24 protein-coding genes and 1 riboswitch are annotated in these 25,255 nt (G+C 67.9%); of the genes, 8 read left to right on the top strand and 16 right to left on the bottom strand.

The features are described 5' to 3' along the window. Positions 1 to 7: 7 nt before the first annotated feature. Complete coding sequence (locus PV766_RS08580; protein ID WP_129976444.1) at positions 8 to 1,246, top strand: primosomal protein; 1,239 nt, start codon at positions 8 to 10, stop codon at positions 1,244 to 1,246. A gap of 45 nt (positions 1,247 to 1,291) precedes the next feature. On the opposite strand, the gene PV766_RS08575 is transcribed toward PV766_RS08580, so the two are convergent. From PV766_RS08575 to PV766_RS08565, 3 genes are read right to left on the bottom strand one after another with little or no spacing between them, the layout of a single operon-like run. Next, positions 1,292 to 2,377 carry an adenosine deaminase gene (locus PV766_RS08575; RefSeq protein WP_421096869.1) on the bottom strand — a complete coding sequence of 362 codons (1,086 nt, stop codon included), beginning with the start codon at positions 2,375 to 2,377 and terminating at the stop codon, positions 1,292 to 1,294. Between the two features lie 56 nt (positions 2,378 to 2,433). Next, positions 2,434 to 3,717 (bottom strand): thymidine phosphorylase, encoded by a 1,284-nt coding sequence (locus tag PV766_RS08570; RefSeq protein ID WP_064063863.1) that lies wholly within the window; start codon positions 3,715 to 3,717, stop codon positions 2,434 to 2,436. Further along, on the bottom strand, positions 3,710 to 4,129 hold the full coding sequence (locus PV766_RS08565) for a cytidine deaminase (RefSeq protein WP_026003522.1): 420 nt from the start codon (positions 4,127 to 4,129) through the stop codon (positions 3,710 to 3,712). The genes PV766_RS08570 and PV766_RS08565 overlap by 8 nt, the downstream gene beginning before the upstream one ends. Before the next feature lie 253 nt (positions 4,130 to 4,382). Here PV766_RS08565 and sdhC point away from each other — a divergent pair, with 253 nt between their 5' ends. Genes sdhC through PV766_RS08545 form a run of 4 tightly spaced genes read left to right on the top strand, consistent with a single transcriptional unit; the run spans position 4,383 to position 7,775 of the window. Further along, positions 4,383 to 4,790 (top strand): succinate dehydrogenase, cytochrome b556 subunit, encoded by a 408-nt coding sequence (sdhC, locus tag PV766_RS08560; RefSeq protein WP_084421704.1) that lies wholly within the window; start codon positions 4,383 to 4,385, stop codon positions 4,788 to 4,790. A 1-nt stretch (position 4,791) separates the two neighbouring features. After that, the gene (locus PV766_RS08555) at positions 4,792 to 5,232 is read left to right on the top strand and encodes a succinate dehydrogenase hydrophobic membrane anchor subunit (protein ID WP_016935299.1); all 441 of its coding nucleotides are present in this window, start codon (positions 4,792 to 4,794) and stop codon (positions 5,230 to 5,232) included. 15 nt (positions 5,233 to 5,247) lie between these two features. Then, a complete protein-coding gene (gene sdhA / locus PV766_RS08550) occupies positions 5,248 to 6,999 on the top strand; it encodes a succinate dehydrogenase flavoprotein subunit (protein ID WP_016935300.1) in 1,752 nt (583 codons plus the stop codon). Next, positions 6,999 to 7,775: a succinate dehydrogenase iron-sulfur subunit gene (locus PV766_RS08545; protein ID WP_064063861.1), complete on the top strand. Its 777-nt coding sequence runs from the start codon at positions 6,999 to 7,001 to the stop codon at positions 7,773 to 7,775. Before sdhA ends, PV766_RS08545 begins: the two co-directional genes overlap by 1 nt. 102 nt (positions 7,776 to 7,877) lie before the next feature. Here the strand turns inward: PV766_RS08545 and PV766_RS08540 are convergent, their stop codons facing one another. From PV766_RS08540 to PV766_RS08515, 6 genes are all read right to left on the bottom strand, one after another. Next, positions 7,878 to 8,063, bottom strand: coding sequence for a LapA family protein (locus PV766_RS08540; protein ID WP_242496675.1), 186 nt, complete (start codon positions 8,061 to 8,063; stop codon positions 7,878 to 7,880). Between the two features lie 114 nt (positions 8,064 to 8,177). Next, positions 8,178 to 9,206: an inner membrane protein YhjD gene (gene yhjD, locus PV766_RS08535; RefSeq protein ID WP_064063859.1), complete on the bottom strand. Its 1,029-nt coding sequence runs from the start codon at positions 9,204 to 9,206 to the stop codon at positions 8,178 to 8,180. Positions 9,207 to 9,222: 16 nt separating this feature from the next. After that, a complete protein-coding gene (trpS, locus tag PV766_RS08530) occupies positions 9,223 to 10,263 on the bottom strand; it encodes a tryptophan--tRNA ligase (RefSeq protein WP_026003075.1) in 1,041 nt (346 codons plus the stop codon). Positions 10,264 to 10,338: 75 nt separating this feature from the next. After that, positions 10,339 to 11,142 carry an exodeoxyribonuclease III gene (locus tag PV766_RS08525; RefSeq protein WP_421096868.1) on the bottom strand — a complete coding sequence of 268 codons (804 nt, stop codon included), beginning with the start codon at positions 11,140 to 11,142 and terminating at the stop codon, positions 10,339 to 10,341. Positions 11,143 to 11,185: 43 nt separating this feature from the next. Next, on the bottom strand, positions 11,186 to 12,463 hold the full coding sequence (locus PV766_RS08520) for a hypothetical protein (RefSeq protein WP_421096867.1): 1,278 nt from the start codon (positions 12,461 to 12,463) through the stop codon (positions 11,186 to 11,188). Positions 12,464 to 12,611: 148 nt separating this feature from the next. Further along, positions 12,612 to 13,829 (bottom strand): NADP-dependent isocitrate dehydrogenase, encoded by a 1,218-nt coding sequence (locus PV766_RS08515; RefSeq protein WP_016933203.1) that lies wholly within the window; start codon positions 13,827 to 13,829, stop codon positions 12,612 to 12,614. A 268-nt stretch (positions 13,830 to 14,097) separates the two neighbouring features. Next, positions 14,098 to 14,209, top strand: a riboswitch (SAM riboswitch). Positions 14,210 to 14,343: 134 nt separating this feature from the next. Here PV766_RS08515 and metX point away from each other — a divergent pair. Next, complete coding sequence (metX, locus tag PV766_RS08510; RefSeq protein ID WP_064063857.1) at positions 14,344 to 15,471, top strand: homoserine O-acetyltransferase MetX; 1,128 nt, start codon at positions 14,344 to 14,346, stop codon at positions 15,469 to 15,471. Here the strand turns inward: metX and PV766_RS08505 are convergent. From PV766_RS08505 to PV766_RS08495, 3 genes are read right to left on the bottom strand one after another with little or no spacing between them, the layout of a single operon-like run. Continuing rightward, positions 15,468 to 15,752, bottom strand: coding sequence for a DUF3017 domain-containing protein (locus PV766_RS08505; RefSeq protein ID WP_064063856.1), 285 nt, complete (start codon positions 15,750 to 15,752; stop codon positions 15,468 to 15,470). The two genes, metX and PV766_RS08505, sit on opposite strands and share 4 nt — an antisense overlap. A 25-nt stretch (positions 15,753 to 15,777) precedes the next feature. Further along, positions 15,778 to 16,632: a bifunctional methylenetetrahydrofolate dehydrogenase/methenyltetrahydrofolate cyclohydrolase gene (locus PV766_RS08500; protein WP_255162936.1), complete on the bottom strand. Its 855-nt coding sequence runs from the start codon at positions 16,630 to 16,632 to the stop codon at positions 15,778 to 15,780. A gap of 5 nt (positions 16,633 to 16,637) precedes the next feature. Continuing rightward, on the bottom strand, positions 16,638 to 18,113 hold the full coding sequence (locus tag PV766_RS08495) for a wax ester/triacylglycerol synthase domain-containing protein (protein ID WP_255161401.1): 1,476 nt from the start codon (positions 18,111 to 18,113) through the stop codon (positions 16,638 to 16,640). A gap of 120 nt (positions 18,114 to 18,233) precedes the next feature. On the opposite strand from PV766_RS08495, the gene PV766_RS08490 reads away from it, so the two are divergent. Further along, a complete protein-coding gene (locus PV766_RS08490) occupies positions 18,234 to 19,448 on the top strand; it encodes a glycosyltransferase (RefSeq protein ID WP_421096866.1) in 1,215 nt (404 codons plus the stop codon). Positions 19,449 to 19,458: 10 nt separating this feature from the next. Here the strand turns inward: PV766_RS08490 and PV766_RS08485 are convergent, their stop codons facing one another. Next, complete coding sequence (locus PV766_RS08485) at positions 19,459 to 20,073, bottom strand: maleylpyruvate isomerase N-terminal domain-containing protein (RefSeq protein WP_421096865.1); 615 nt, start codon at positions 20,071 to 20,073, stop codon at positions 19,459 to 19,461. A gap of 124 nt (positions 20,074 to 20,197) precedes the next feature. Here PV766_RS08485 and PV766_RS08480 point away from each other — a divergent pair, with 124 nt between their 5' ends. Further along, positions 20,198 to 20,662 (top strand): tRNA (cytidine(34)-2'-O)-methyltransferase, encoded by a 465-nt coding sequence (locus PV766_RS08480; protein WP_081494076.1) that lies wholly within the window; start codon positions 20,198 to 20,200, stop codon positions 20,660 to 20,662. On the opposite strand, the gene PV766_RS08475 is transcribed toward PV766_RS08480, so the two are convergent. The 3 genes from PV766_RS08475 to PV766_RS08465 are packed head-to-tail and all read right to left on the bottom strand — an operon-like array spanning position 20,659 to position 25,080. Continuing rightward, positions 20,659 to 20,967, bottom strand: a complete 309-nt coding sequence (locus tag PV766_RS08475; RefSeq protein WP_064063851.1) for a rhodanese-like domain-containing protein — start codon at positions 20,965 to 20,967, stop codon at positions 20,659 to 20,661. The two genes, PV766_RS08480 and PV766_RS08475, sit on opposite strands and share 4 nt — an antisense overlap. Next, positions 20,960 to 21,817: a DUF4349 domain-containing protein gene (locus PV766_RS08470; protein WP_371053716.1), complete on the bottom strand. Its 858-nt coding sequence runs from the start codon at positions 21,815 to 21,817 to the stop codon at positions 20,960 to 20,962. The genes PV766_RS08475 and PV766_RS08470 overlap by 8 nt, the downstream gene beginning before the upstream one ends. 11 nt (positions 21,818 to 21,828) lie before the next feature. After that, positions 21,829 to 25,080 (bottom strand): error-prone DNA polymerase, encoded by a 3,252-nt coding sequence (locus PV766_RS08465; RefSeq protein ID WP_421096864.1) that lies wholly within the window; start codon positions 25,078 to 25,080, stop codon positions 21,829 to 21,831. Between the last annotated feature and the right edge of the window lie 175 nt (positions 25,081 to 25,255).

The raw sequence follows: 25,255 nt of genomic DNA, 5'->3' as shown, positions 1-25,255 counted from the left end.
TCGCGCCATGGCTGGAGACATCGTCCCGATCGAGCTCGGTCTCACCGACGGCAACCTCGTGACGCTCTGGGCGCCGCGCTGGCGCGAAGGCGACGACGAGTGGGAGGCATTCCTCGGCCACGGTGATGATCTGTACGCTTTCCCGTCGGTCCCGGAGCTCGTCGCATTCGTGCGGTCGGGAGCCGACAACGATCTCGTCGAGCACGAGGCGTGGCCGATCGTCTCGAAGCTCGCGGCCTCCGAGTTCGAACCCGCCGAGCCGCACACCTACGACCTCGTCGGCGTGCCCGAACTCGTGGCCGACGACCCCGATCCGGTCTCCGTGTCCGAACTGCAGGACACCTTCGACATCGTGAGCATCCTCGGCGACGTCTGCGATATCGACGTCGTGACCAAATTCTTCGAACGCGAAGAGATCGACACCCTGCTGCAGCACGGCGTCTCGGCCTTCCGCACCCGTGAGGGTCTCGACCTGTGGAACCGCATCGGGACGGCGGTCGCGCAGGACTGGGACGCCGTGATCGACGCCCTCGACGCGGTGATGACCACGCCCGACGTCGACGCCGCGGTGGTCGCCGAGATCGAATCCGAATTCGTCGCGGTCGACGAGAACGAGGTCGAGGCCGACGACACAGTCGAAGATGTCGACGCCGACGACGAATACGAGTTCATCGACGGAGACGACGAGGACGACGGGTACGAGTTCTGGGGCAGGGTCGGCATCGACCCCATCCGGATCATCACCACCGATGGCACCTGGTACTCGCTGCGGTGCTACGTGAACGACGACGCCGTCTTCCTGGGTCACGACGGCACGATCGACGTCTTCCCGTCCGAACGCGCGCTGGCCCGCCATCTCGCCGACAACCACGACCACGACCTCGCGACACTCGAGCCGTACACGGAGATCCAGCTCGCGGCCGTCGACGGTTCGCTCGACGTGACGGTCACCGACGACAACGTCTACGTGCTCACCGGAATCGCCGACGACATCTCCGAGGGTGTCGAGGCCGTCGACCCCGACCAGCTCGAACTGGCGGTCGAACTGTTCGTCGACGCAGCGAACTTCGCGGACGACGAGTCGACCGACGCCGCTCTCGCCGCGTCCACGGACCTCGGATCGTTCGTCAACTACGCGATCGAGCCCGATTCGGGGCACCCGGTACCGAAGCCGCCGTTCGACGCCGAGGCGCTCGCCTGGCGCGAACTCGAGCGCGAGTTCGAAGCGCGACTGCGCCGGCACTGACGCGGGCCGCGTCGGGCCGGCACTGACGCGGGTTCTGGGCGGGTTCTAGCCGACGAGGACGGCGTATCCCGGCTTGATGACGTCGTCGATCAGCTCGAGCCGCTGATCGAACGGGAGAAATGCCGACTTCATGGCATTGATCGTGAACCGTTCGAGGTCGACCCACCCGTAGCCGAAGGTGTCGACGAGCCGCACCATCTCCTGCGTCATCGTGGTGTCGCTCATCAGCCGGTTGTCGGTGTTGACGGTGACGCGGAAGCGCAGGCGGGCCAGCAGGTCGAAGGGATGCTCCGACAGGGCACGCACCGCGCCGGTCTGCACGTTCGAGGACGGGCACAGTTCGAGCGGGATGCGCTTGTCGCGGATGTAGTTCGCGAGCCGTCCGAGAGTGGCGGTTCCGTCGGCGTGCACTTCGATGTCGTCGACGATCCGCACGCCGTGGCCGAGCCGGTCGGTACCGCAGAAGGCGACGGCCTCGTGAATGGACGGGAGCCCGAACGCCTCCCCGGCATGGATCGTGAAGTGGGCGTTGGCCGCGCGTGTGTACTCGAAGGCATCGAGATGACGGCTGGGCGGGTTGCCCGCCTCGGCGCCGGCGATGTCGAAGCCCGCCACTCCGCGGTCGCGGAAGCGCACGGCGAGCTCGGCGATCTCCAACGACCGCGCCGCGTGCCGCATCGCGGTGAGCAGGCAGCGCACGCGGATGCGCCGGCCGCTCGCCGCCACCTCCGATTCTCCCGCCCGGAACCCTTCGAGGACGTGCTCGACGACCTCGTCGAGCGACAGCCCCTTCTCGAGGTGCTGTTCGGGCGCGAACCGCACCTCGGCGTACACCACGCCGTCGTCGGCGAGGTCGAGGACGCATTCCCGGGCGACACGTTCGAGCCCCGGCGCCGTCTGCATCACGGCGACGGTGTGCTCGAACGTCTCGAGATAGCGCTCGAGCGACCCGCTGTCGGCGGACTCGCGGAACCAGCGCGCGAGGTCCGTCTCGGTGTGCGCCGGCAGCGACCAGCCGCACGCGTCCGCGAGTTCGAGGACCGTCCGCGGACGGAGACCGCCGTCGAGGTGATCGTGGAGGACCACTTTGGGTGCGGTGCGGACGAGTTCGGGAGTCAGCCGGCCGTTCATGATCGGGACGGTAGTCGGCGGCGGCCCGTTCCGCTCGGTCTCCGGCCACCGTGCTTCTACGCCCGGATGCGTTCGATCACGAGCGGCTGCCGGGCGGGTGCCGTATCGGAGATGCGGACACCCTCGCGGAGGGCGGCGAGCGCGTCGGGGATGCGTCCCGGAGTGTCGGTGTGCAGCGTCGCGACGGGTTGTCCCGCACGGATGCGGTCTCCCAGGACCGCGTGCAGTTCGACACCCGCCCCGGGCTGCACGTCCTGCCCCTGCCGTTCGCGGCCGGCCCCGAGGCGCCAGGCCGCGATACCGACCGCGTACGCGTCGAGTTCGGAGAGCACCCCGTCCGCGTCCGCGTGGACGGTCTCGGTGTGCGTCGCGACCGGCAAGGGCGCCGAGGGGTCGCCTCCCTGAGCGGCGATCATCGCGTTCCACCGGTCCATCGCGGTGCCGTCACGGAGCCGGTCGGCGGGATCGACGTCGTCGACACCGGCGGCCTCGAGCATCTCGCGCGCGAGGGCCACGGTCAGCTCGACGACGTCGTCGGGCCCGCCTCCGGCGAGTACCTCGACGGCCTCCCGCACCTCGAGTGCGTTACCCGCGGTCCGCCCGAGCGGGCTGTCCATGCGGGTGAGCAGGGCGGTGGTGTGCAACCCCTCGTCGGCACCGAGCTCGACCATGGTGCGTGCCAGCTCGCGGGCCTCGCCGAGTTCCTTCATGAAGGCACCGCTGCCGACCTTCACGTCGAGGACCAGCGCTCCGGTGCCCTCGGCGATCTTCTTGCTCATGATCGAACTGGCGATGAGCGGGATCGATTCGACGGTTCCGGTGACGTCGCGAAGCGCGTACAGCTTGCGGTCGGCGGGAGCGAGGTCGGCACTCGCCGCGCACACGACCGCTCCGACGGCCGGATCGGTGAGGATCTCGGCCATCTCCGCGGTGCTCAGGTCGGCATTCCACCCGGGGATCGCCTCGAGCTTGTCGAGGGTTCCGCCGGTGTGGCCGAGGCCGCGGCCGGACAATTGCGGGACAGCGACGCCGCATGCCGCGACGAGCGGCGCGAGCGGCAAGGTGATCTTGTCCCCCACTCCCCCGGTCGAATGCTTGTCGACGGTGCGCAGACCGAGTGCGGAGAAATCGAGACGGCGACCGGAGTCGATCATCGCGGTGGTCCACCGCGCCGTCTCCGCCCGGCTCATACCGCGGAACCAGACGGCCATCGCCAGGGCGGACATCTGGGCGTCGGAGACCACGCCGTGGGTGAACGCTTCGATGACCCAATCGATCTCGGTGCCGGAGAGCTCGTGCCCGTCGCGCTTGCGGCGGATGACGGTGACGATGTCAGGCACGGCGGTCCTCGTTCTCCCGCACGGCCGCGAGATCGTCGGGGCCGAACGCGTCGGGGAGCAGATCGGACAGGCGACGGGGGCCGCCGTGGGCGTCCACCTGGAGGTCGGGGCCGCCGTGTTCGAGGAGCACCTGCCGGCATCGCCCGCACGGGGTCAGGACGTGGCCCCGGGAGTCGCAGACGGCGACGGCCCGGAGACGGCCTCCACCCTGCGCGAACAAGTTACCGACAAGTACGCATTCGGCACAGAGACCCAGTCCGTGTGAGACATTTTCCACATTGCACCCGAGGACCGTCCGACCGTCGACGGTGAGGGCGGCAGCCCCCACCGGGAATCCGGAGTAGGGCGCGTAGGCTCGCTCCATCACCTCATGTGCTTTGGCGCGCAACATTTTCCAGTCGATGTCCGGCATGGTTGATCATCCTGTCACGGTGGCGTGGACGACGGTGGACGGCCCCTGCCGCGCCAGATCACAATTGGAAAGGCAAACCTAACTTCGCTTTTGGGGGCTGTACGAATGGGGCGGGAGATTAGTTCCCGAGTTTGGGATGGGTCTAGAGTCGATCCAAGTCGGTTCAGGTTCACGTCGGGCCCGTACTGCGGAATCCCCCACAGGTAGGAGCAGCTCGACGCGTCCACCATTGACGTTGGAGGCACAGCACTCGATGAGCAGCACGACTGAAGCCGCCCCCGCAAAGGCGGGGCGCACACGGTCGCTTTACCGGGGAGACCCCGGCATGTGGTCCTGGGTATTGCACCGGATCACCGGCGTGGCGACATTCTTCTTCCTTTTCGTCCACGTCCTCGACACCGCACTCGTCCGGGTCAACCCCGAGACCTACGACGCGGTGATCGACACCTACAAGAATCCGATCGTCGGCCTCATGGAGCTCGGCCTGGTCGCGATGGTCCTGTACCACGCGCTCAACGGCCTGCGGGTCATGCTCGTCGACTTCTGGTCGAAGGGCCCGAAGTACCAGCGCGTGATGCTCTGGACGATCCTTGCGATCTGGTTCGTGGTGATGATTCCCGCGACCGTTCGCATCCTCTTCAACACTTTTGCGGGGCACTGACATGACCGAAGCGAAGACCCTCGGTAAGGAATACGACCGGCCCGCCGGTCTGGACAACCCACGTTCGCCGCGGCGTGCCGCGAAGAACAACTTCGAGCTCTACGCCTGGTTGTTCATGCGCCTGTCCGGCCTCGCCCTGATCATCCTGGTCCTCGGTCACCTGTTCATCATGCTGATGCTCGACGAGGGCGTGCACCGCATCAACTTCGCGTTCGTCGCGGGCCGCTGGTCCAGCCCCTTCTGGCAGATCTGGGACCTGTCGATGCTGTGGCTCGCACAGCTCCACGGCGGTAACGGTCTGCGCACCGTCATCGCCGACTACGCACGTAAGGACTCCACCCGGTTCTGGCTCAACACGATCCTCGTCGTGTCGATGATCCTGATCATGGGCCTGGGCACCTACGTGATCTTCACCTTCGACCCGAACATCACGGCGAGCTAGGGGAGCCGAACCTTCATGCAGGAACATCGTTACGACGTAGTCATCGTCGGCGCCGGCGGCGCCGGCATGCGTGCGGCCATCGAAGCCGGCCCGCGTGCGCGCACCGCAGTGCTCACGAAGCTCTACCCCACCCGCAGCCACACCGGCGCCGCTCAGGGTGGCATGTGCGCCGCCCTCGCGAACGTCGAAGAGGACAACTGGGAGTGGCACACCTTCGACACCGTCAAGGGTGGCGACTACCTGGTCGACCAGGACGCCGCGGAGATCATGGCCAAGGAGGCCATCGACGCCGTTCTCGATCTCGAGAAGATGGGCCTTCCGTTCAACCGGACGCCCGAGGGCAAGATCGACCAGCGCCGCTTCGGTGGTCACACCCGCGACCACGGTAAGGCTCCGGTCCGTCGCGCGTGCTACGCCGCCGACCGCACCGGCCACATGATTCTGCAGACGCTGTACCAGAACTGCGTCAAGCACGACGTGGAGTTCTTCAACGAGTTCTACGCGCTCGACATCACCTTGACCGAGACCGAGAACGGTCCCGTCGCGACGGGTGTCATCGCGTACGAGCTCGCGACCGGCGAGATCCACGTCTTCCACGCCAAGGCGATCGTCTTCGCGACGGGCGGCTCGGGCCGTATGTACAAGACGACGTCGAACGCCCACACCCTCACCGGTGACGGCCTCGGCATCATCTTCCGCAAGGGCCTGCCGCTCGAGGACATGGAGTTCCACCAGTTCCATCCCACGGGTCTGGCCGGTCTCGGCATCCTCATCTCGGAGGCCGTGCGTGGTGAGGGCGGTATCCTCCGCAACGCCGACGGCGAACGGTTCATGGAACGCTACGCCCCCACCATCAAGGACCTGGCGCCCCGCGACATCGTCGCCCGGTCGATGGTGCTCGAGGTGCTCGAGGGCCGCGGCGCCGGACCGAACAAGGACTACGTCTACATCGACGTGACCCACCTCGGCGAGGACGTCCTCGAGGAGAAGCTGCCCGACATCACCGAGTTCTCCCGCACCTACCTCGGCGTCGACCCCGTCACCGAGCTCGTGCCCGTGTACCCGACCTGCCACTACGTCATGGGCGGTATCCCGACCAACGTCGACGGCGAGGTCCTGCGCGACAACGAGAACGTCGTGCCCGGCCTGTACGCGGCCGGCGAGTGCGCGTGCGTGTCCGTCCACGGCGCCAACCGTCTCGGCACCAACTCGCTGCTCGACATCAACGTCTTCGGTCGCCGCGCGGGTATCGCCGCTGCGGAGTACGCCAACAGCACGAAGCACGTCGAGATGCCGGAGCAGCCGACGAAGTACGTCGACGACTGGCTCGACCTGATCCTGCATCAGGGTGGTAAGGAGCGGGTCGCCGACATCCGCACCGAGCTGCAGCAGACGATGGACAACAACGCGTCGGTGTTCCGCACCGAGGAGACGTTGACGCAGGCGCTCAACGACATCCACGAGCTGAAGAAGCGCTACAAGGAGATCACCGTCCACGACAAGGGCAAGCGCTACAACAGCGACCTGCTCGAGGCCGTGGAGCTCGGCTTCCTCCTCGAGATGGCCGAGGTGACGGTCGTCGGCGCTCTGAACCGCAAGGAATCGCGTGGCGGCCATGCCCGCGAGGACTACCCGAAGCGCGACGACGAGAACTTCCTCCAGCACACCATGGCGTACAAGGTGGGCGAGGACCTGATCTCCGACATTCGCCTGGACTACAAGCCGGTGGTCCAGACCCGGTACGAGCCCATGGAGCGTAAGTACTGATGACTACCATCGAGAAGACCGACGCGGGCGCTTCGACCCTGCCACCCGTGCCCGAGGGCGCGACGATGGTCACCCTCAAGATCGCTCGGTTCAACCCGGAGGACGACAAGGGTCAGCACTGGGATTCGTTCCAGGTGCCGGCGCTGCCGTCCGACCGTCTGCTCAACCTGCTGGGCTACGTCAAGGGCTACCTCGACGGCACGCTCACCTTCCGTCGCAGCTGCGCTCACGGTGTGTGCGGCTCGGACGCGATGCGTGTCAACGGCGTCAACCGTCTGGCCTGCAAGATCCTCATGAAGGATCTGCTGGACAAGAACGGCAAGGACGTCACGATCACGATCGAGCCGATCCGTGGTCTGCCGGTCGAGAAGGACCTCGTCGTCGACATGGAACCCTTCTTCGACGCGTACCGCGCCGTGAAGCCGTTCCTCATGACCACCGGCAACGAGCCGACCCGTGAGCGTATCCAGTCGCAGGCCGACCGTGCCCGGTTCGACGACACCACCAAGTGCATCCTGTGTGCGTGCTGCACCACGTCGTGCCCGGTGTACTGGAGCGACGGCAGCTACTTCGGTCCCGCCGCGATCGTCAACGCGCACCGGTTCATCTTCGATTCGCGTGACGAGGGTGCTTCGGAGCGTCTGGACATCCTCAACGACAAGGAAGGTGTGTGGCGCTGCCGCACCACCTTCAACTGCACCGACGCGTGCCCCCGTGGCATCCAGGTGACGAAGGCGATCCAGGAGGTCAAGCGCGCGCTCATGTTCGCTCGCTGATCACCTCGCACGTGAGCAGGCCCGTCCCTTCGGGGATGGGCCTGCTCTCGTCTGTGCTCACCGCTCGGATCCGGCGGAGCTGCGCCGTTCGACGGAACGGGTTCAGCGGCCGCGCTCGAACAGGAAGCCGGCCAGCCACCCGACCGCAAAGATGACGACGAGCACCAGCCACAGTGGCGCCTGGAGCGAGATCCAGAAGAGATCGATGCTCGTACTGTTCCGGTTCTGGAGGACGAACAGCGCGGCGAGCAAGACCAGGACGGCCGCGAGCACTCTGCGCGGAGTCACACGGAACGAGCGTCGGGGCGCGGCGGATCGCGTCTGTTTTCCCACGCTTCCATCGTCGTCCGTCCGCAGCAGGATCGGCACCCCGAATCAGGGGTTTTCACCCCGGAAGTTCGCTCATTTCCTCCGGAGTCGCCGTCCGGCCAGGAGACCACCGAGCAGACCGGCACCCAGGAGAGCGGCGCCGCGTCGCGCGTCGAGGCCCTCGTGCACTTCGAGGCGGGGCGTGATGACCGCTCCTGTGGGGGCGGGATGGTGAGCGAGTGCCAGGCTCGCCCGTGACGTCGCAGCGAACGCGGTACAGATGAGCACCAGACGCGCTGTCAGGTTCCCGAACACGAGGATGCCGAGGATGGGGCCGAAGGCGACGCCCGCCGGCCCGTTGAGCACGCGTTCGAGGTAGAGCGAACCGGTCTGCTTGAGCAGTTCGAAACCGATCGCGGCGATCACCCCCGCGACGAGCGCACTGCGGAACGGGACCGGCTCGCGCGGCAGGCGCGCGATCACCCAGGTGAACACCAGGCTCGAGGCGGTGATCGCCATGACCAACGCCAGCACCCGTAGCCCCACGCCGATGCCGACGAGGTTCTCCATGTTGAACAGCTCCACGAGCCGGTGCGCGACCGAACCGCTGCTGAGCGCCGACAGGGCCAACGACACCGCCATAGCGAGCCCGAGACTCACCAGAGCCCCGCCGTCCCTCAGCTTGACCACGAAGAAGTTGCCCTTGTCGCGCGGATGTTCCCACATGGCCGTGAGGGCCTCGCGCAGATTCGTGATCCAGCCCAGGCCCGCATACGACGCGGTGAGCAGACCGATGAGACCGACCGCGCCGCGGGATTCGATCGCCGAGTCGATCAGGCTCTGCACGGTGCCGCCGAGCTGGCCCGGGATGTTCTCGGCGATGATCTGCTGGATCTGATCGAGCAGTTCGGGCCGCCCGGCGAGCACGAAGCCCGCCACCGAGAACACCAGCATGATGATCGGGACGACGGCCAGCACCGTGAAGTAGGTCAGACCGGCGGCGTAGTAGTCGCCCTTGTTGTCCTGGTACCGCACACCGGCCCGGAAGATGCGGTCGAGCACCGGATGTGCCGCCCGCTGACGATCGAGAAATCCCGGCTTCTCGTCGGGTTCGCCGGCCATCCGGGTGCTCCTTCGTCTATGTCCGCGGCAGGAAACCCACCTTGTCATAGACCTGCGCCAATGTGCGGGACGCGACCTCACGGGCACGGTCCGCGCCGCCCGCGAGGATGCGGTTCAGCTCGGCGGGATCGGTGAGGTACTCGTCGACCTTCGCGCGGATCGGGGTGACGAACTCGGTGAGCACCTCGGCGGTGTCGGCCTTGAGATCGCCGTAGCCCTTCCCCTCGTAGCCGGCGACGAGTTCGTCGACGCTGCGACCGGACAGCGCCGACTGGATGGTGAGCAGGTTCGACACGCCGGGCTTGTTCTCACGGTCGAAGCGGATCTCGCGCTCGTTGTCGGTGACGGCCGAACGGATCTTCTTCGCCGAGACCTTCGGATCGTCGAGCAGGTTGATCAGACCCGCGTCGGTCGCCGCGGACTTGCTCATCTTCGACGTCGGATCCTGCAGGTCGTAGATCTTCGCGGTCTCCTTCACGATCATCGGTTCGGGGACGACGAAGGTCTTGCCGAAGCGGGAGTTGAAGCGCTGCGCGAGATCTCGCGTGAGTTCGAGGTGCTGACGCTGGTCCTCCCCCACCGGCACGTGGCTGGCACGGTAGAGCAGGATGTCGGCCGCCATGAGGATCGGATAGGTGAACAGGCCGACACCGGCGTGCTCGGTGCCCTGCTTGGCCGCCTTGTCCTTGAACTGCGTCATCCGGCTGGCCTCACCGAAGCCGGTGATGCAGCTCAGGACCCAGGACAGTTCGGCGTGCTCGGGCACCTGGCTCTGCACGAACAGGACGGACTTCTCGGGATCGATACCGATGGCGAGCAACTGCGCCACGGAGACGAGCACGCGCTTGCGCAGCAGTTTCGGCTCGTGTGGAACGGTGATCGCGTGCAGATCGGGGATGAAGTAGAAGGCGTCGTTCTCGTCCTGCGCCGGAACCCACTGCGCCAGCGCCCCGAGGAAGTTCCCGAGATGGAACGAATCCGAGGTGGGCTGGATGCCGGACAGCACACGGGGGCGGGCCTTCGGCTTCGTGGCGTTCTGTTCTGCAGTGCTCGACATGCCGTCGATGATTCCACGCAGCCCGCACCGCCCTGCGAGCGAGGTGGGCACTTCTGCGGCATGCCGCAGAAGTGGTCAGCGATCGAAGGTCACTGTCACCGGCGCGTGGTCGGACCAACGCCGGTCGTAGCTCGGCGCGCGTTCGACACCGGCCTCGGTCGCGTGGGCCGCCAGAGCCGGGGTCGCGAGGTGGTAGTCGATACGCCAGCCCGCGTCGGTGTCGAATGCCTTGCCGCGGTAGGACCACCACGAATAGGGGCCTGCGACGTCGCCGTGGAGATCGCGGACCACGTCGCGCCAGCCCGCCTCGAGCAGGTCGCCGACCCAGGCACGTTCCTCCGGCAGAAAGCCGGACTTCTTGACGTTGCCCTTCCAATTCTTGATGTCCCGCTCGGTGGGGGCGATGTTCCAGTCGCCGCACACCACCATGTCGCGACCGGCGGCCGTCACCGCGGCGTACCGCTCGGCGAGGTAGGCCGCAAAGCTCTTCATGAAGTGTTCCTTCTCGTCCTGCTTCGGGGTCCGGGCTTCCCCGGTCGGCAGGTAGAGGCTTCCCACCGTCACGTCGCCGAAGTCGGCCTCCATGTAGCGACCGGCCGACGCGAACTCGTCGACGTCGAACCCGACCCGCACGGCATCCGCGGGTGCGCGCGAGAGGATCGCCACCCCGGCGCGGCCCTTGGCCGAGGACTCCGCGCCGACGCAGTGCCAGCCGGTCTCGATCGCCGGAGCGATGGCGGCGTGGAACTGCTTCTCGGTGGCGCGCACCTCCTGCAGGCACACGATGTCGGCGACCGACGAGGCGAGCCAGTCGACGAGACCCTTGGCTGCGGCGGCGCGCACGCCGTTGACGTTCACGGTGGTGATGACGAGAGGCACCGGGTCACCGTAACCGACATCGGCGACGTGGCCGGGTTCGCCGTCACCGGATGCGGCGAGGGCGACGTCCGGAACGAACAGTCCCGAATCGGGTGTCCGGCTCGCGCCGGGACGGCTGTCGCGCGGCCGCACGGGCGACGGTGCGCGCCCGTCCGATCAGATGACGAAGCGTCGGGGCGGAACCGCCCGCGCGACCGTTCCTCCGGCCACCGTCGCCGTCGGCGCGCCGTAGCCGGTACCGCTCGCGCAGCAGCGCGGCACGCAGCGTGGCGGTGACACCCGGGAACCGACCCCGCCGGCCGATCCCGATCGTGCCGACGAGGAGAACGGCCGCCGGCAGGAGGATCCAGGCGTACAGGACGGCGGCGGACGCGACCGCTTCGGCGACGGCGTCCTCGTCGAGCGCCGCCCAGACGATTCCCGCTCCGACCACGACGTAGAGGATGCCGCCCAGGGCCGCGGCCAGGACCGCGCCGACGTACCGGCGGAGCAGCCAGCAGCGGACCGTCCACAGCACGAGCAGGACCGCCGTGAACATCGTGAGCGCCGAGGTCACGACCACGAAGACGACGTCGGAGGAGTCCAGCGCCGGCCCAGCGCCCCGTTCCTCGTCGAACACCATGATCATGAGCAGTCCTGTCGCCACCGTGACGACGGCCAGCAGGACGAGTTCGACGGCGAGTGCCGCGAAGGGGTGGACGGATGCCCGTGGGTCGCGCGGTCGGAGTCTCGCCGCCGTGGCGAGCAGCTCGCGTCGGCGCAGCAGCGAGGCCTCTCTCCGCAGCAGACGACGGGCACCGACACCGCGCTGGGTCGCGAGGAACAGGTCCTGGCTGAGCACCACGATCACGAACACGGCGGGGAACAGCAGCAGCGCCGCCAGATCCACGGAGTATGGGAGGCCGTCGAGCAGCGCTGCGACGAAGGTCATCGTCGCTCCCACTCCGAAGACCGACCCGCACAGTTCCAGGTGTTCGAGACGCAGGGCCTCGGTCGCGCGGGGCGCACCGTCGGAGGTGACGGCCGGCCCGAGCGACCAGGCGATGAGATTGAGCGCGATGACGAGGGCGGCGAGGACCCCGAGAACGGCGGCGGCCTCGCCCATCGTGAGGGTGGTGAGCACGCCGCTGCGCACCGGCGTGGACCGGTCGTAGGCCAGTTCGTCGGTTCGGCGGGCGATCGCGTGGATCATGTTCGGGGCGAGGGCGACCGGCAGGTAGGCCAGCGCCGAGCCGAACATCAGCGCCCACACCCGGGTCCAGAAGCGCCGGCGGGCATGCGCCCCGCCGCGACCTTCGGAGTCGGCACCAGTGGTGGTCACGGCCGTCCTCCTCCCGGGCACTGCGGCGGTGATGCGACTGACAGTGGTACACGGAACGGTAGCCCGTGCCCGGAGTGCTCGGGAAACACGACACGGGACGCCCGGTGCGGGCGTCCCGTGTTCGTGCTGCCGAGAAACGAGCCGAAGGTCAGGCGCGAGCCTTCTGCAGGTTCTCGTCGAGTGCGCCGAGGAACTCCTCGGTGGTCAGCCAGCCCTGCTCCGGGCCGACGAGCAGTGCGAGGTCCTTGGTCATCTGACCGGCTTCGACGGTCTTGATGACGACGTCCTCGAGCTGCTGCGCGAACTCGATGACCTCGGGGGTGTTGTCCAGCTTGCCGCGGTGCTCGAGGCCGCGGGTCCAGGCGAAGATCGACGCGATCGGGTTGGTCGACGTCGGCTTGCCCTGCTGATGCTGGCGGTAGTGCCGCGTGACGGTGCCGTGTGCGGCCTCCGCCTCGACGGTCTTGCCGTCCGGGGTCATCAGGACGGAGGTCATCAGGCCCAGCGAGCCGTAGCCCTGGGCAACGGTGTCGGACTGGACGTCGCCGTCGTAGTTCTTGCAGGCCCAGACGTAGCCGCCCTCCCACTTGAGGGACGACGCGACCATGTCGTCGATGAGGCGGTGCTCGTAGGTGAGGCCCGCGGCGTCGAACTCCGCCTTGAACTCTTCCTCGTAGATCCGCTGGAACTCGTCCTTGAACATGCCGTCGTAGGCCTTCAGGATCGTGTTCTTGGTCGACAGGTAGACCGGGTAGTTGCGCTGCAGGCCGTACGAGAGCGAGGCGCGCGCGAAGTCCTGGATGGACTTCTTGTAGTTGTACATACCCATGACGACGCCGCCGTCCTCGGGGATCCGGCAGACCTCGTGCTGGATCGGCTCGCTGCCGTCCTCCGGCGTGAAGGTGATGGTGACGGTGCCCGGGCGGTCGACCTTGAAGTCGGTGGCGCGGTACTGGTCGCCGAACGCGTGGCGGCCGACGATGACGGGCTTGGTCCAGCCCGGTACCAGACGCGGCACGTTCGAGATGATGATGGGCGCACGGAAGATGGTGCCGCCGAGGATGTTACGGATGGTGCCGTTGGGCGACCGCCACATCTTCTTCAGACCGAACTCTTCGACACGCGCTTCGTCGGGAGTGATGGTGGCGCACTTGACACCGACGTTGTGCTTCTTGATGGCGTTCGCCGCGTCGATCGTCACCTGATCGTCGGTGGCGTCGCGGTGTTCCACGCCGAGGTCGTAGTACTCGAGATCCACGTCCAGGTACGGGTGGATCAGCTTGTCTTTGATGAACTGCCAGATGATGCGGGTCATCTCGTCGCCGTCGAGCTCGACGACCTTACCCTCAACCTTGATCTTGGACATATGCGCTTCGTGTCCTCCTAGGACGTTTCTGTGGTCCCCAATCGACCGCACTTTGTGGGTGCGATCGCCGTCGGCTCGCTGTGCGCGAGCATGGCCGTGTCCACGTCCTGAACCCCGGCCAAACATGACAAGCGTACTGCTATTCGTGGCGTCCGCAAAGCGCCCCGCCCCACCCCTGCGCCTTACCGGTCGGTAACTTTCATGCTGGTCAGGCCTGTTCAGAGGGTGCATAAGACCCTGCGGCGGAGAGTCGCTAGACTGCCCGGATAGTCATGAGCGCCAGCGTCAAGCCCCGGCTTGCTGGCCGGCAACCCTCCGACCGGGGTGGGGTGCTCCGGGTGAGGACACGGTCGGCGGGCCCCCGCCGACAAGCCTGCTGTCGGGAGGATGGACATGATGATGTGCTGTCGCACGCAAACCACGATCGACCCTCCCACCACCGCCGGAAGGACACGATGACCGACATCCGCAGCCGGCGCTGCCACCACTGCCCGAGCGTCGAGGCGGTCACCTCTTGACGGCGGGCACCGAGCGTCGTCGTGTCGAACTGCCCCCGGCGGACGGACGCCTCGAGAACATCGACATCGGAGATCTCGTCCTCGAGAGCGGTGAGACACTGCCGAACGTCACGGTCGCCGTGCAGAGATGGGGTGAGCTGTCCCCCGCTCGCGACAACGTCGTGCTCGTCGAACACGCCCTCACCGGCGACTCGCACGTCACCGGCCCCGCCGGGCCGAATCATCCGTCCCCCGGCTGGTGGTCGGGCATGGTCGGCCCCGGCGCGCCCATCGACACCGATCGCTGGTGCGTCGTCTCCACCAACATCCTCGGCGGTTGCCGCGGAACCACCGGCCCCGGCAGCACCGCACCCGACGGCAAGGCGTGGGGTTCCCGCTTTCCCCTGATCACCGTGCGCGATCAGGTAGCCGCCGAAGCGTCCCTGCTCGACAAGCTCGGCATCGACGTTCTCGCGGCCGTGACCGGGGGTTCGATGGGCGGCATGCGCACCCTCGAGTGGATCATCACCCATCCCGAGCGCGTACGGGCGTCGCTCGTCCTCGCCACCGGCGCCCGCGCCACCGCCGACCAGATCGGCACCCAGAGTGCGCAGATCACGGCCATCACGGCCGACCCCGACTGGCAGGGTGGCGACTACTACGACACGGGACGGCGCCCCGAAGCCGGGCTCGCCATTGCCCGGACCATCGCGCACCTCACCTACCGAACCGAGTTCGAACTCGACACCCGCTTCGGGAATCTCCCCCAGGACGGTGAGGATCCGTGGCGAGGCGGCCGGTACGCCGTGCAGAGCTATCTCGAACACCAGGCGCGCAAACTCGTCGCGCGCTTCGATCCCGGTACCTACGTGCTGTTGTCCGACGTGATGAACCGGCACGACGTCGGGCGCGGACGCGGCGGTGTCGAAGCCGCCCTCGGGTCCACCCCGGTTCCGACGATCGTCGCCGGCGTCGATTCCGACCGGCTGTACCCGCTGCGCCTGCAGCAGGAGATCGCCGATCTCCTCCCGGGATCGGGTGAACTGCGAGTACTCGTCTCGCGCGACGGGCACGACGGCTTCCTCACCGAGGCCGACGAGGTCGCCAAGCTCCTCGCCGAACTCATGAAGCTCGCCGAAGGTTAGTCGGTTCCCAGCGGGTCGATCGACGCGGCGAGCGCCACCACGATGCCGCCGACGATCATCATCGACGCAACATCGAATCCCTTGCTGCGTACCGCGAGGACACCGACCTTGTCTTCGTCGAGAACCCAGCGGAACAGACCGGCGAGGATCGTCGCGCCGCCGAAGACGAACGCTCCGCGTCGCCATCGGTCGGCGAGCACCAGGATCACCGCTGCCGCGATCACCAGGGTGACCGCGAGCAGCGGCAGGTTCAGACGCGTGAATCGCAGAGCCTGAGCCATCTCGTCTCCCGGGGTTGTCGACCCGTTACCGGGCGGCGAGCTGCTCGGCCCGCTCCACGACGTTGCTCAGCAGGAACGCGCGGGTGAGCGGGCCGACACCCCCGGGGTTCGGGGACAGGAAGCCTGCGACGTCACGCACATCCGCGGCGACGTCGCCGCGCAGTCCGTCCTCGGTGCGGGAGACGCCCACGTCCAGCACCGCAGCGCCGGGCTTGACCATGTCGGCCGTCACGAGGCCGGGAACACCCGCGGCCGCGACGACGATGTCAGCGCGACGCACCTCGGCGGCGAGGTCGCGGGTGCCGGTGTGGCAGAGGGTGACCGTCGCATTCTCCGAACGACGGGTCAGGAGCAGCCCGATCGGGCGACCGACGGTGACGCCACGGCCGACCACCACCACGTGCGCACCGGCGATCTCCACGTCGTAGCGGCGCAGCAGGTGGAGGATGCCGCGCGGCGTGCACGGCAGCGGGGCCTCCTTGCCGAGGACGAGACGGCCGAGGTTGACCGGGTGCAGACCGTCGGCGTCCTTGCCCGGATCCATGCGCTCGAGCGCCGCGTTCTCGTCGAGATGCTTCGGCAGCGGGAGCTGGACGATGTAGCCGGTACAGGCGGGGTCGGCGTTGAGCTCGTCGATCGCCTCGAACAGCTGCTCCTGGGTGATGTCGGCAGGCAGATCCTTGCGGATCGACGTGATGCCGACCTTCGCGCAGTCGTTGTGCTTGCCGCGCACGTAGGCCGCGGATCCCGGATCGTCTCCGACGAGGATCGTCCCGAGGCCGGGCGTGACGCCCTTGTCCTTCAGTGCTTCCACGCGGACCTTCAGGTCCTCGAAGATTTCGTCGCGGGTTGCTTTGCCGTCCAGGATCGTCGCAGTCACATCGCTCATTCTTCCAGGCGCCCGTCCGACGTCGAAGCGCGGCCGGTAGCGGCGGCTGCTCGCCCGTGTGGAGGCAGGCAGTCCCGGGACAGTTCCGCGAAGGCGGCGACGAGATACCGCTCGTACTCGTCCGGGTCGGGCATGCAGGATTCCGATGCCAGAAAGGACAAGGTGAGGACCTCGCCGAGCGACGTCGCGGAATGGACGAGGCCGTAGTTCCGGTTGAGCATCGGAGTACCGATCGCCTCGACGGCCGGACTGTCACCGAATCGGAGTCCCTCGACCGGGCCGCGGGGGACATTCGTCACCGTGGTGTTGGCCAGTGGTACCACTTCTCCCCTGGGCCCTACCGGTCCGCGGTGTGCACGTCGGATCGACATCACCAGATCGAACGCGGGCGCTGCATCCACTGCAGCAACGGATGCGGCCGACTCCGGACGCCGGATCCGGTGCTTCTCGAGCGCTGCCGACTCGTGGATACGGCGGAGTCGTTCGCGCGGGCCGGTCCGATCGATGTGCAGGTCGATATACAGGAGTGTCACCTTGTTCTCCGACTCCGTCCCTACACGGTCGCGGAGCGATCCCGGAACGACCGCCGCCGGCGAGACCGCCGGAATCTCGTCGTAGCAACCGAGGTAGGAGCGCAATCCGCCCGAGACGACGGTCAGGATCACATCGTTCACCGAGGTCTGCGTGGCGCGCGCGACGGCACGCACCTCCGGCAGGGGCATACGGACGACGCCGAGCCGGCAGGGTCCGTTCGTGTCGGTGTCGAAACGCGTGCGGGGGCGGTGTGGTCGGGGCGCGGTGATCGCCCCCGAGGCGGCGAGGTCACCCAGCGTTCGTCGTGCGCGGCGCGCTGCGACCAGAGCCGGGAGCATCCTCGCGTACCGGAAGGGCAGCGAGACCGCCGCGCGGACCGGTCCGGGCACGGCGACGACGCGTCCTCCGGCCGAAGGGGCGGCCGCAGGATCGTCGAACAACGCACGAGCGATATCGACGGCTCCGAGTCCGTCGGTCACCGAGTGGTGGAGGAGCAGCGCGACGACGGTGGCGCCGTCGGGGAGGTCGTCGACACCACGGATGTCGGCCAGGACGTGCACTTCCCACGGGGGTGCGGACAGATCGAGACGGCGTTCCTTCATCGAGGCGAGCAGCCGATGCACCTCGCTGCGTGAGGTCGGACCGATCGTCTCGTACCGGACGTGACGGTCCGGATCGACGTCCGTCTCCACCCAGAAGGGAAAGTCGAGGTTCGCCGGCACCCGGTGCAGACGGCGGGTGAGCGCCGGTATGCGGTGCAGGCGCTGTCCGATCCAGGTGACGGCGTCCTCACGGGTGCGGATGGGAGCGTCGCCCGCTCGGGCGTCGAACACGTAGACACTCACCATGGTCGACGGCGGAGCCTCGGGGTCCGCGTCCTCCACGAAGACGTGGAGTGCGTCCCGCGCGGCCAGTCGGATTCCGCGTCGGCGTGTCATCGTGATGGTTCTCTCCCGGGTCGCCCGCTGCTGATGCCCTGTCGATTGAACCAGGTACCGCTCGGGGCCACACCCGATCGGCGATTCGCGAACACGAGCCTCGCGCGGTGTAATTCGGCCATGGCACACCGAGTCGGAGCGACGACCGGCAGCACACGAGGCCGGGCCGCGCGTCGCGTCCTGTTCGCGTTCGCAGGCGGCCTCGGCCATCTCGCACCGATGCTCCCGATCGCCGACGTCCTGCGCGGAGCCGGCCATCCTATCGGCGTGTGTGGGGACGCGGACGTCCTCGCAGGCACTCGAGGCTTCGACGCGTACTTCCCCGAGGGAGACACGACATCCCCTTCCGGCCGGTCCATAGGCACGCTCGCTCCTCCGGATCTCGACCACGAGTACTCGGTGATCGGCACCCACTTCGCCGATGTGCTCGCATCGCGACGATTCGACCTGGTCCGCGAGGTCGTCGACCGCTGGCATCCGGATCTGCTGATCTGCGACGAGATGGACTTCGGTGCGATGACGGCGGCCGAGCACGCCGCCGTTCCCCGCGTGGTGGTCGACGTGATCGCCTCCGGAGCGCTCGTCCGGATCGACCGCATCCGTGAGCCACTGCGACGACTACGGGCCGCCCACGACCTCCCTTCCGATCACGAGTGCTCGTTCCTGACACAGGATTTGGTCATCTCACCGTTCCCACCGTCGTTCCGTGATCCTGACGTCCCGCTGTCTGCCACAGCCGTCTCGACAGGGCCGGGCCCATCACCCGCGCCCCACGGACATCTCGCAGTCGACTGGCTTCGTGGCGGCAAGGAGCCCCACCGCGTGTACGTCACGCTGGGCACCGTCTTCAACACCGAGTCCGGCGATCTCTTCGTCCGTCTCCTCCGGGGGCTGCACCGACTACCTGCGCGCGTGCTCGTCACCGTCGGCCGCGACGTCGACCCGGCCACCCTGCCGTCACCGGGCGGCAACGTCCGCATCGAGCGGTTCGTGCCCCAGTCGGCCGTGCTCCCGCACGTCGATGTCGTCGTCAACCACGGCGGATCGGGTAGCGTCGTCGGTGCGCTCGCCCACGGCGTTCCGGTCGTCGCGCTTCCGATGGGCGCGGACCAGGAACTCAACGCCCGACGGCTGGTCGCGCTGGGCGCAGGGACCACGGTCGCTCCCGTCACCGCAACCTCGGCGGAGATCGGAGAGATCACCCTCGATGCGTTGTCCTCGGGCTCTCTCCGCCCCGGCGCCGAACGGTTGCGCGACGAGATCGCGCGATTGCCTCCCCCGGCATCCGTGCTTGCGCTGCTGGAGGATTCGATGTTCCGGTCCCGGTCGCGCTGAACCTCTCCGCTCACACGACGGAATAGCCGCTCGGCAACTCCATCCGACCGGTCAATGCCCGCAGCACGGTCGTGCCGTCGCCGAGTGCCAGCGCGATTCTCGCCGCCAGCAGGGTGGCCTGCTCGAGAACCTCGGCGGGAGGTTCGTAGGGAACATCCGCGGCGGCGGCGATGTCGAGACCGTGGACGGCGAGTTCGAAGGTGCGTGTCGGGAGGTAGGAATGCAGCCGGATCCCCGATCCTCCGATCACCCGGATCAGACGATCCTCCCCGGTACCGAGCCGCTCGATCACCGCAGCCGACAGGGCACCGATCGTCGCCACCGGGTCGTCACCGAGGTCGGCACCGGCACGCCGCCCGCGTTCGACGATGTCGCCCGCGCCGAGGGCCGAGGTCGGTTCCTCGACGTGGACGTAGTACTGCTCCGCGCTCGCGAGGTCCTCGGTGTCGGCAGGACTGTCGAGATACGTCGCGACGGTCGTCAACGAGCGTGAGGTGTGTCCGATCAACGATCGGAGGTCCCACTCGCCCAGGCCCGGACCGTCCCACCGGTCCTCCGGCACGGCACGGACAAGCTCCGAGAAGCTGCGTACCGCCGAGACGTACGTCGCTACCGGTGACGCCATGCATCCCCCAGCGGTCGATATGTCGAACCACGACACGAGAATGAAAACACGCGTGCCCTCACTACGCCGAGATCGGCGCTACGCGCGTGCGGGACGCCGACGCGCCTCTGGCAAGCTGGATCGAGTGTTCAGAGTGATGTTCCACGAGCCGCGCATTCCCCCCAACACCGGCAATGCCATACGCATGGTCGCCGCGACCGGCGCGGAACTGCACCTGGTGGAACCCCTCGGATTCGACCTGTCCGAGCCGAAACTGCGCCGCGCGGGCCTGGACTACCACGACCTCGCGTCGGTCACCGTGCACAGCAGTCTCGCGGCCGCGTGGGCGGCGCTTGCCCCCGAGCGGGTGTTCGCGTTCACCGCGCACGGCACGTCGAGCTACGCGGAGATCGAGTACCGTGCGGGCGACGTGCTGCTGTTCGGACCCGAACCGACCGGGCTGTCGCCCGAGGTGCTCGCCGACCCGCACGTCACCGAGCAGGTCCGCATCCCCATGCTGCCCGGGCGGCGTTCACTGAATCTGTCGAACGCCGCCGCTGTCGCCTGCTACGAGGCGTGGCGGCAGCACGGTTTCCCCGGCGCGGTCTAGGCGTCGCTCTCCACCGGACGACCCGAGCCGGCCCATGCGTCGGTGCCGCCCGCGACGGACACGGCGTCGACACCGCGAGCGGCGAGATACTGCGCGGCCTGCAGGCTGCGGCCACCCACGGCGCAGACGACGTAGACGGTGCCGTCGGTGGGGATCTCGTCGACCCGCGCGACGAACTCGCTGAGCGGGATGTTCGTGACGCCGGGTACACGTACCTGGGCGTATTCGTCGCGTTCCCGCACGTCGATGACGGTGGCTCCGTCGGTGAGTGCGGATTCGAGTGCGGCCAGGTCGACCTCACGCATCGCTGTCGGTCCTCTCGGTGTCGGGCGTCCCGGTGGTTCCGGACGAACGTCCCCGTCGGGTGATGAGCCGGATGACCAGGTAGAGGACACCGGCGCACACGCACAGGAACGCCACCCACGGTAGCGCGGCGCCGATACCGACCACCGCGGCCCCCAATGCGGCCCACAGGCTGTTCCATCCCGCGACCAGCCCGTCCCAGAAGCTGTCCTGCTCCGAGGGAAGGCGATCGGTGGTGATGTCGACGGTGAGCGTGGACAGTTCGATCCTGTCGCCCAGCTGCCGTCGCTGGGCTTCGAGGCTGTCGAGTTCGGCCTGGCGTTCGGCCAGGGCGGTCTCGGCGGCGATCAGCGCTTCGACGTCCGCCGACGATTCGAGCAATGCCCGCAGGCGGTCGACCGAGGCCCGCAGCGCACCCACCCGCGCTTCGAGGTCGGTGTACTGCATCGTCACGTCGTCGCGGGTGGTACTCAGGCTCGTGATGCGACCGAGCGTGCGGATCTCGTCGACGACCTCGTCGAGCCGGCCGGCGGGCACCCGCACGGTCAGCACGCTGCTCGCCTCGGGTTGCTCGGTGAGGGAGTCGACGCGTCCACCGGCCTCCTCGACCACCGTCGCGACCCGGCGGCCCGTCGCCACGGGATCGCCGGCATCCATGTGGAGGTAGCCGGTGACGACCTCCTTGCGGTCGGGCTCCTCGACGGGTTGCGACTCCCGGAGGCCGCCGTCGGTGATCGCGGGTGCCGAGATCGCGGGCGCGGAGGCCGACGAGCCCTCACCTCCCCCACCCTCGTCGCATCCTGTGACGACCAACGCGAACAGAGCCAACGACATCACCGACAGGCGTTTCACACTCGGGAATGCTAACGAAAATCGCGTGATCTGCTCGGCATCCGCAGATCCATGGGATCGAGGTGATCGGCGAGGAGGGCGACCACCCCTTCGGCGTTCTGGAGCCGACCACGGACGAGCAGGGCGGGTGCGGTGTGGGCCACGGTGCGGTAGCGCGCCCACAACCCCACCGAGCACACCACGTTCACCATCCCGGTCTCGTCCTCGAGGTTGAGGAAGGTGACACCGGCGGCGGTTGCAGGTCGCTGCCGGTGGGTCACGGCCCCGCCGACGAGGATGCGCGTCCCGTCGGGGACCTGCGGCAGTTCCGCGGCCGGGATCACCCCGAGTTCGTCGAGCCTCTTGCGCAGGAATTGCGTCGGATAGCTGTCGGGCGAGATTCCCGTGGCCCAGACGTCGGCGGCGGCGAGTTCGAGAGCGCTCATCCCCGGCAGGGCCGGAGCCGGCACCGTCCCGACCCCGGGAAGCCGCCCGGGGCGTTGCGCCGCCGCCGGAGCCGCACCCCAGAGAGCTTCGCGGCGGGTGATGCCGAACGAGGAGAACGCTCCCGCGGTGGCCAGGGCCTCGATCTGCGCCGTGGTGGGACCGACGCGGGCGGCGAGATCGGCGGGTGAGGTGTACGGGCCGTGGTCGCGACGTTCGGCCACGATGCGTTCGGCGAGGTCGTCGCCGATGTTCCGCACCGTGGCCAGGCCGATCCGGACCTCCCGGCCTTCGTTCTCGAGGGTGGCGTGCGCGAGGCTCGCCGCGATGTCGGGGCCGTGGACGACCACACCGTGACGTCGGGCATCGGCGACCAGCGATTGCGGCGAGTAGAAACCCATCGGCTGAGCACGCAGCAGACCCGCGCAGAACGCTGCGGGATGGTGCAGCTTGAACCACGCCGAATAGAACACAAGCGAGGCGAAGCTCTGCGAATGACTCTCGGGGAAACCGAAATTCGCGAAGGCGTAGAGTTTCTCGTAGATGCGGTCGGCAACGTCGCCCGTGATGCCGTGCAGGTCTCGCATCCCCTGGTAGAGGCGTCCGCGCAGACGCTCCATCTTCTCCGTCGATCGTTTCGATCCCATGGCGCGACGCAACCGATCGGCCTCCGCCGCGCTGAATCCCGCGGCGTCGACGGCCATCTGCATGAGTTGTTCCTGGAAGAGCGGAACGCCGAGGGTACGTTCGAGGGCCTTCTCGAGGCACGGATGGTCGTAGGTGACGGGTTCGAGACCGTTGCGCCGCCGGATGTAGGGGTGCACCGAACCACCCTGGATGGGGCCGGGCCGGATGATGGCCACCTCGATGACCAGATCGTAGAAGCAGCGCGGCTTCAACCGCGGCAGAGTGGCCATCTGGGCCCGCGACTCCACCTGGAAGACGCCCACCGAGTCTGCACGGCACAGCATCTCGTACACCCCCGGCTCGGAGAGGTCGAGATGCGCGAGATCGACCCGCACGCCTTCGTGTTCGTCGACGAGGTCGATCATGTAGTGCAGCGCGGAGAGCATACCGAGGCCGAGCAGGTCGAACTTCACGAGACCTGCTGCGGCACAGTCGTCCTTGTCCCATTGCAGGACGGTGCGACCTTCCATCCGTGCCCATTCGACGGGGCACACGTCGGCGACGGGCCGGTCGCAGATCACCATTCCGCCCGAATGGATGCCGAGATGCCGCGGGAGACCTTCGATCTGTTCGGCGAGGTCGAGAACCGTCTCCGGGATCCGCTCGTCGGTCTCGGCCCGCACACCCCCCCACCGGCCGATGAGCTTGCTCCACGCGTCCTGCTGTCCCTGCGAATATCCGAGAGCGCGGGCCATATCGCGGACGGCGGATCGACCGCGGTAGGTGATGACGTTCGCGACCTGCGCTGCATTGATCCGTCCGTACTTGCGGTAGACGTACTGGATCGCCTCCTCGCGCCGGTCGGATTCGATGTCGAGGTCGATGTCGGGCGGACCGTCGCGTTCGGGCGACAGGAAGCGTTCGAACAGCAACTTGTTGCCGACGGGGTCGACATTGGTGATGCCGATGGCGTAGCAGACCGCCGAATTGGCGGCCGATCCCCTTCCCTGACAGAGGATGTCGTTCCGCTTGCAGAAGTCGACGATGTCGTGGACGACGAGGAAGTATCCCGGGAACCCCAATCGGCCGACGACGTCGAGTTCGTGTTCGATCTGCCGATAGGCGTCGGGACGGCGCTCGACCGGACCGTAACGACGACGCGCCCCGTCGTAGGTGAGTTCGCGCAGCCAGGTGAATTCGGTGTGACCCTCGGGAACATCGAAGGGCGGCAGTTTCGGGGCGACGAGACGCAGGTCGAAGGCGCATTCCCGACCGAGCTCGGCGGCGTTGTGCACGGCGCCCGGAAAGGCCTCGAACAGCCGTGCCATCTCCTCCCCCGACCGCAGGTGCCCGCCGCCGGCCGGCGGGATCCGGCCGGCGGCGTCGTCGAGGCTCTGCCGGTCGGAGATCGCCGCCACGGCCATCGCCAGACGTCTCCGCCGGGGGTGCGCGAAGTGCGCGCCCGTGCTTGCGATATACGGGATGCCGTGCCGTGACGCGAGGTCGAAGAGGGCGGCGTTGCGTTCGTGGTCGTCGGGATATCCGTGCGGGGTGAGTTCGACGGTCACGCGGTCGGCGCCGAACCGGTCGACGAGGTCGAGCAAAGCCGCTTCGGCGGCGGGGATCCCGCCCGTGGCGAGCGCCTGCCGCAGGTGCCCCCGACGGCAGCCGGTGAGGATCTGCCAGTGCCCACCGGCGGCGTCGGTGAGTGCGTCGTAGTCGTACGTCGGGTTGTTCTTCTCCCCTCCCGTGAGGTGAGCGTGGGCGATCTGCCGCGACAGGAGTCGATAGCCCTCCTGCCCGCGGGCGAGGACGAGCAGGTGGGCATCGCCGAGGCCCAGTTCGGCTCCGAAGACGGTGCGGATGTCGAGTTCGCGTGCGGCTTCGGCGAATCGCACCGCTCCGTACAGTCCGTCGTGGTCGGTCACCGCAAGCGCCTCGAGGCCGAGCCGTGCCGCCTCCTCGGTGAGCTCCTCCGGTGTGGAGGCACCGTCGAGGAAGCTGAACGCGGAGTGTGCGTGCAGTTCGGCGTAGGGCACGACCGGTCCCTCCGGACGACGGACCCGCGCCCCGTACTCGGCGCGGGTACGCGACCACGCCGGGCTGTCGCCCCCGTCGCCGGGATGTTCGGCATCGCGGCGGGAAGTGCCGGGTCGTCCCGAGAGCACACGCTCCATCTCCGACCAGGTCGGCGGCCCGTTTCCCCATCCCACTCCGACACCTCCTCGACCGGTTCAGTATCGCACATGCGTTCGAACACGATGCTCGAACACATGCAGTTCTTGTCGCGTCACACCGGGAGCCGCCGACGAGAACTGCGCGATCGACTGCAACCAGGCGGTTGCATCATGAGCGATGTGATGCAACCCTGGAGTTGCATTCCCATCG

Origin of the sequence: Rhodococcus sp. As11 (genome assembly GCF_048957735.1) — a bacterium.
GTDB classification, from domain to species: Bacteria; Actinomycetota; Actinomycetes; order Mycobacteriales; family Mycobacteriaceae; genus Rhodococcus; species Rhodococcus gordoniae.
The sequence above is the reverse complement of the archived record's forward strand: the minus strand, read 5'-3'. Positions and strand labels throughout refer to the sequence as shown.

Bases quoted from the DNA above. Each gene is read 5' to 3' on its own strand.
- PV766_RS08580 (WP_129976444.1), top strand. From the start codon at position 8: ATGGCTGGAGACATCGTCCCGATCGAGCTCGGTCTCACCGACGGCAAC.
- PV766_RS08575 (WP_421096869.1), bottom strand. From the start codon at position 2,377: ATGAACGGCCGGCTGACTCCCGAACTCGTCCGCACCGCACCCAAAGTG.
- PV766_RS08565 (WP_026003522.1), bottom strand. From the start codon at position 4,129: ATGCCGGACATCGACTGGAAAATGTTGCGCGCCAAAGCACATGAGGTG.
- sdhC (WP_084421704.1), top strand. From the start codon at position 4,383: ATGAGCAGCACGACTGAAGCCGCCCCCGCAAAGGCGGGGCGCACACGG.
- PV766_RS08555 (WP_016935299.1), top strand. From the start codon at position 4,792: ATGACCGAAGCGAAGACCCTCGGTAAGGAATACGACCGGCCCGCCGGT.
- sdhA (WP_016935300.1), top strand. From the start codon at position 5,248: ATGCAGGAACATCGTTACGACGTAGTCATCGTCGGCGCCGGCGGCGCC.
- PV766_RS08545 (WP_064063861.1), top strand. From the start codon at position 6,999: ATGACTACCATCGAGAAGACCGACGCGGGCGCTTCGACCCTGCCACCC.
- yhjD (WP_064063859.1), bottom strand. From the start codon at position 9,206: ATGGCCGGCGAACCCGACGAGAAGCCGGGATTTCTCGATCGTCAGCGG.
- trpS (WP_026003075.1), bottom strand. From the start codon at position 10,263: ATGTCGAGCACTGCAGAACAGAACGCCACGAAGCCGAAGGCCCGCCCC.
- PV766_RS08515 (WP_016933203.1), bottom strand. From the start codon at position 13,829: ATGTCCAAGATCAAGGTTGAGGGTAAGGTCGTCGAGCTCGACGGCGAC.
- PV766_RS08505 (WP_064063856.1), bottom strand. From the start codon at position 15,752: ATGGCTCAGGCTCTGCGATTCACGCGTCTGAACCTGCCGCTGCTCGCG.
- PV766_RS08495 (WP_255161401.1), bottom strand. From the start codon at position 18,113: ATGACACGCCGACGCGGAATCCGACTGGCCGCGCGGGACGCACTCCAC.
- PV766_RS08490 (WP_421096866.1), top strand. From the start codon at position 18,234: ATGGCACACCGAGTCGGAGCGACGACCGGCAGCACACGAGGCCGGGCC.
- PV766_RS08485 (WP_421096865.1), bottom strand. From the start codon at position 20,073: ATGGCGTCACCGGTAGCGACGTACGTCTCGGCGGTACGCAGCTTCTCG.
- PV766_RS08475 (WP_064063851.1), bottom strand. From the start codon at position 20,967: ATGCGTGAGGTCGACCTGGCCGCACTCGAATCCGCACTCACCGACGGA.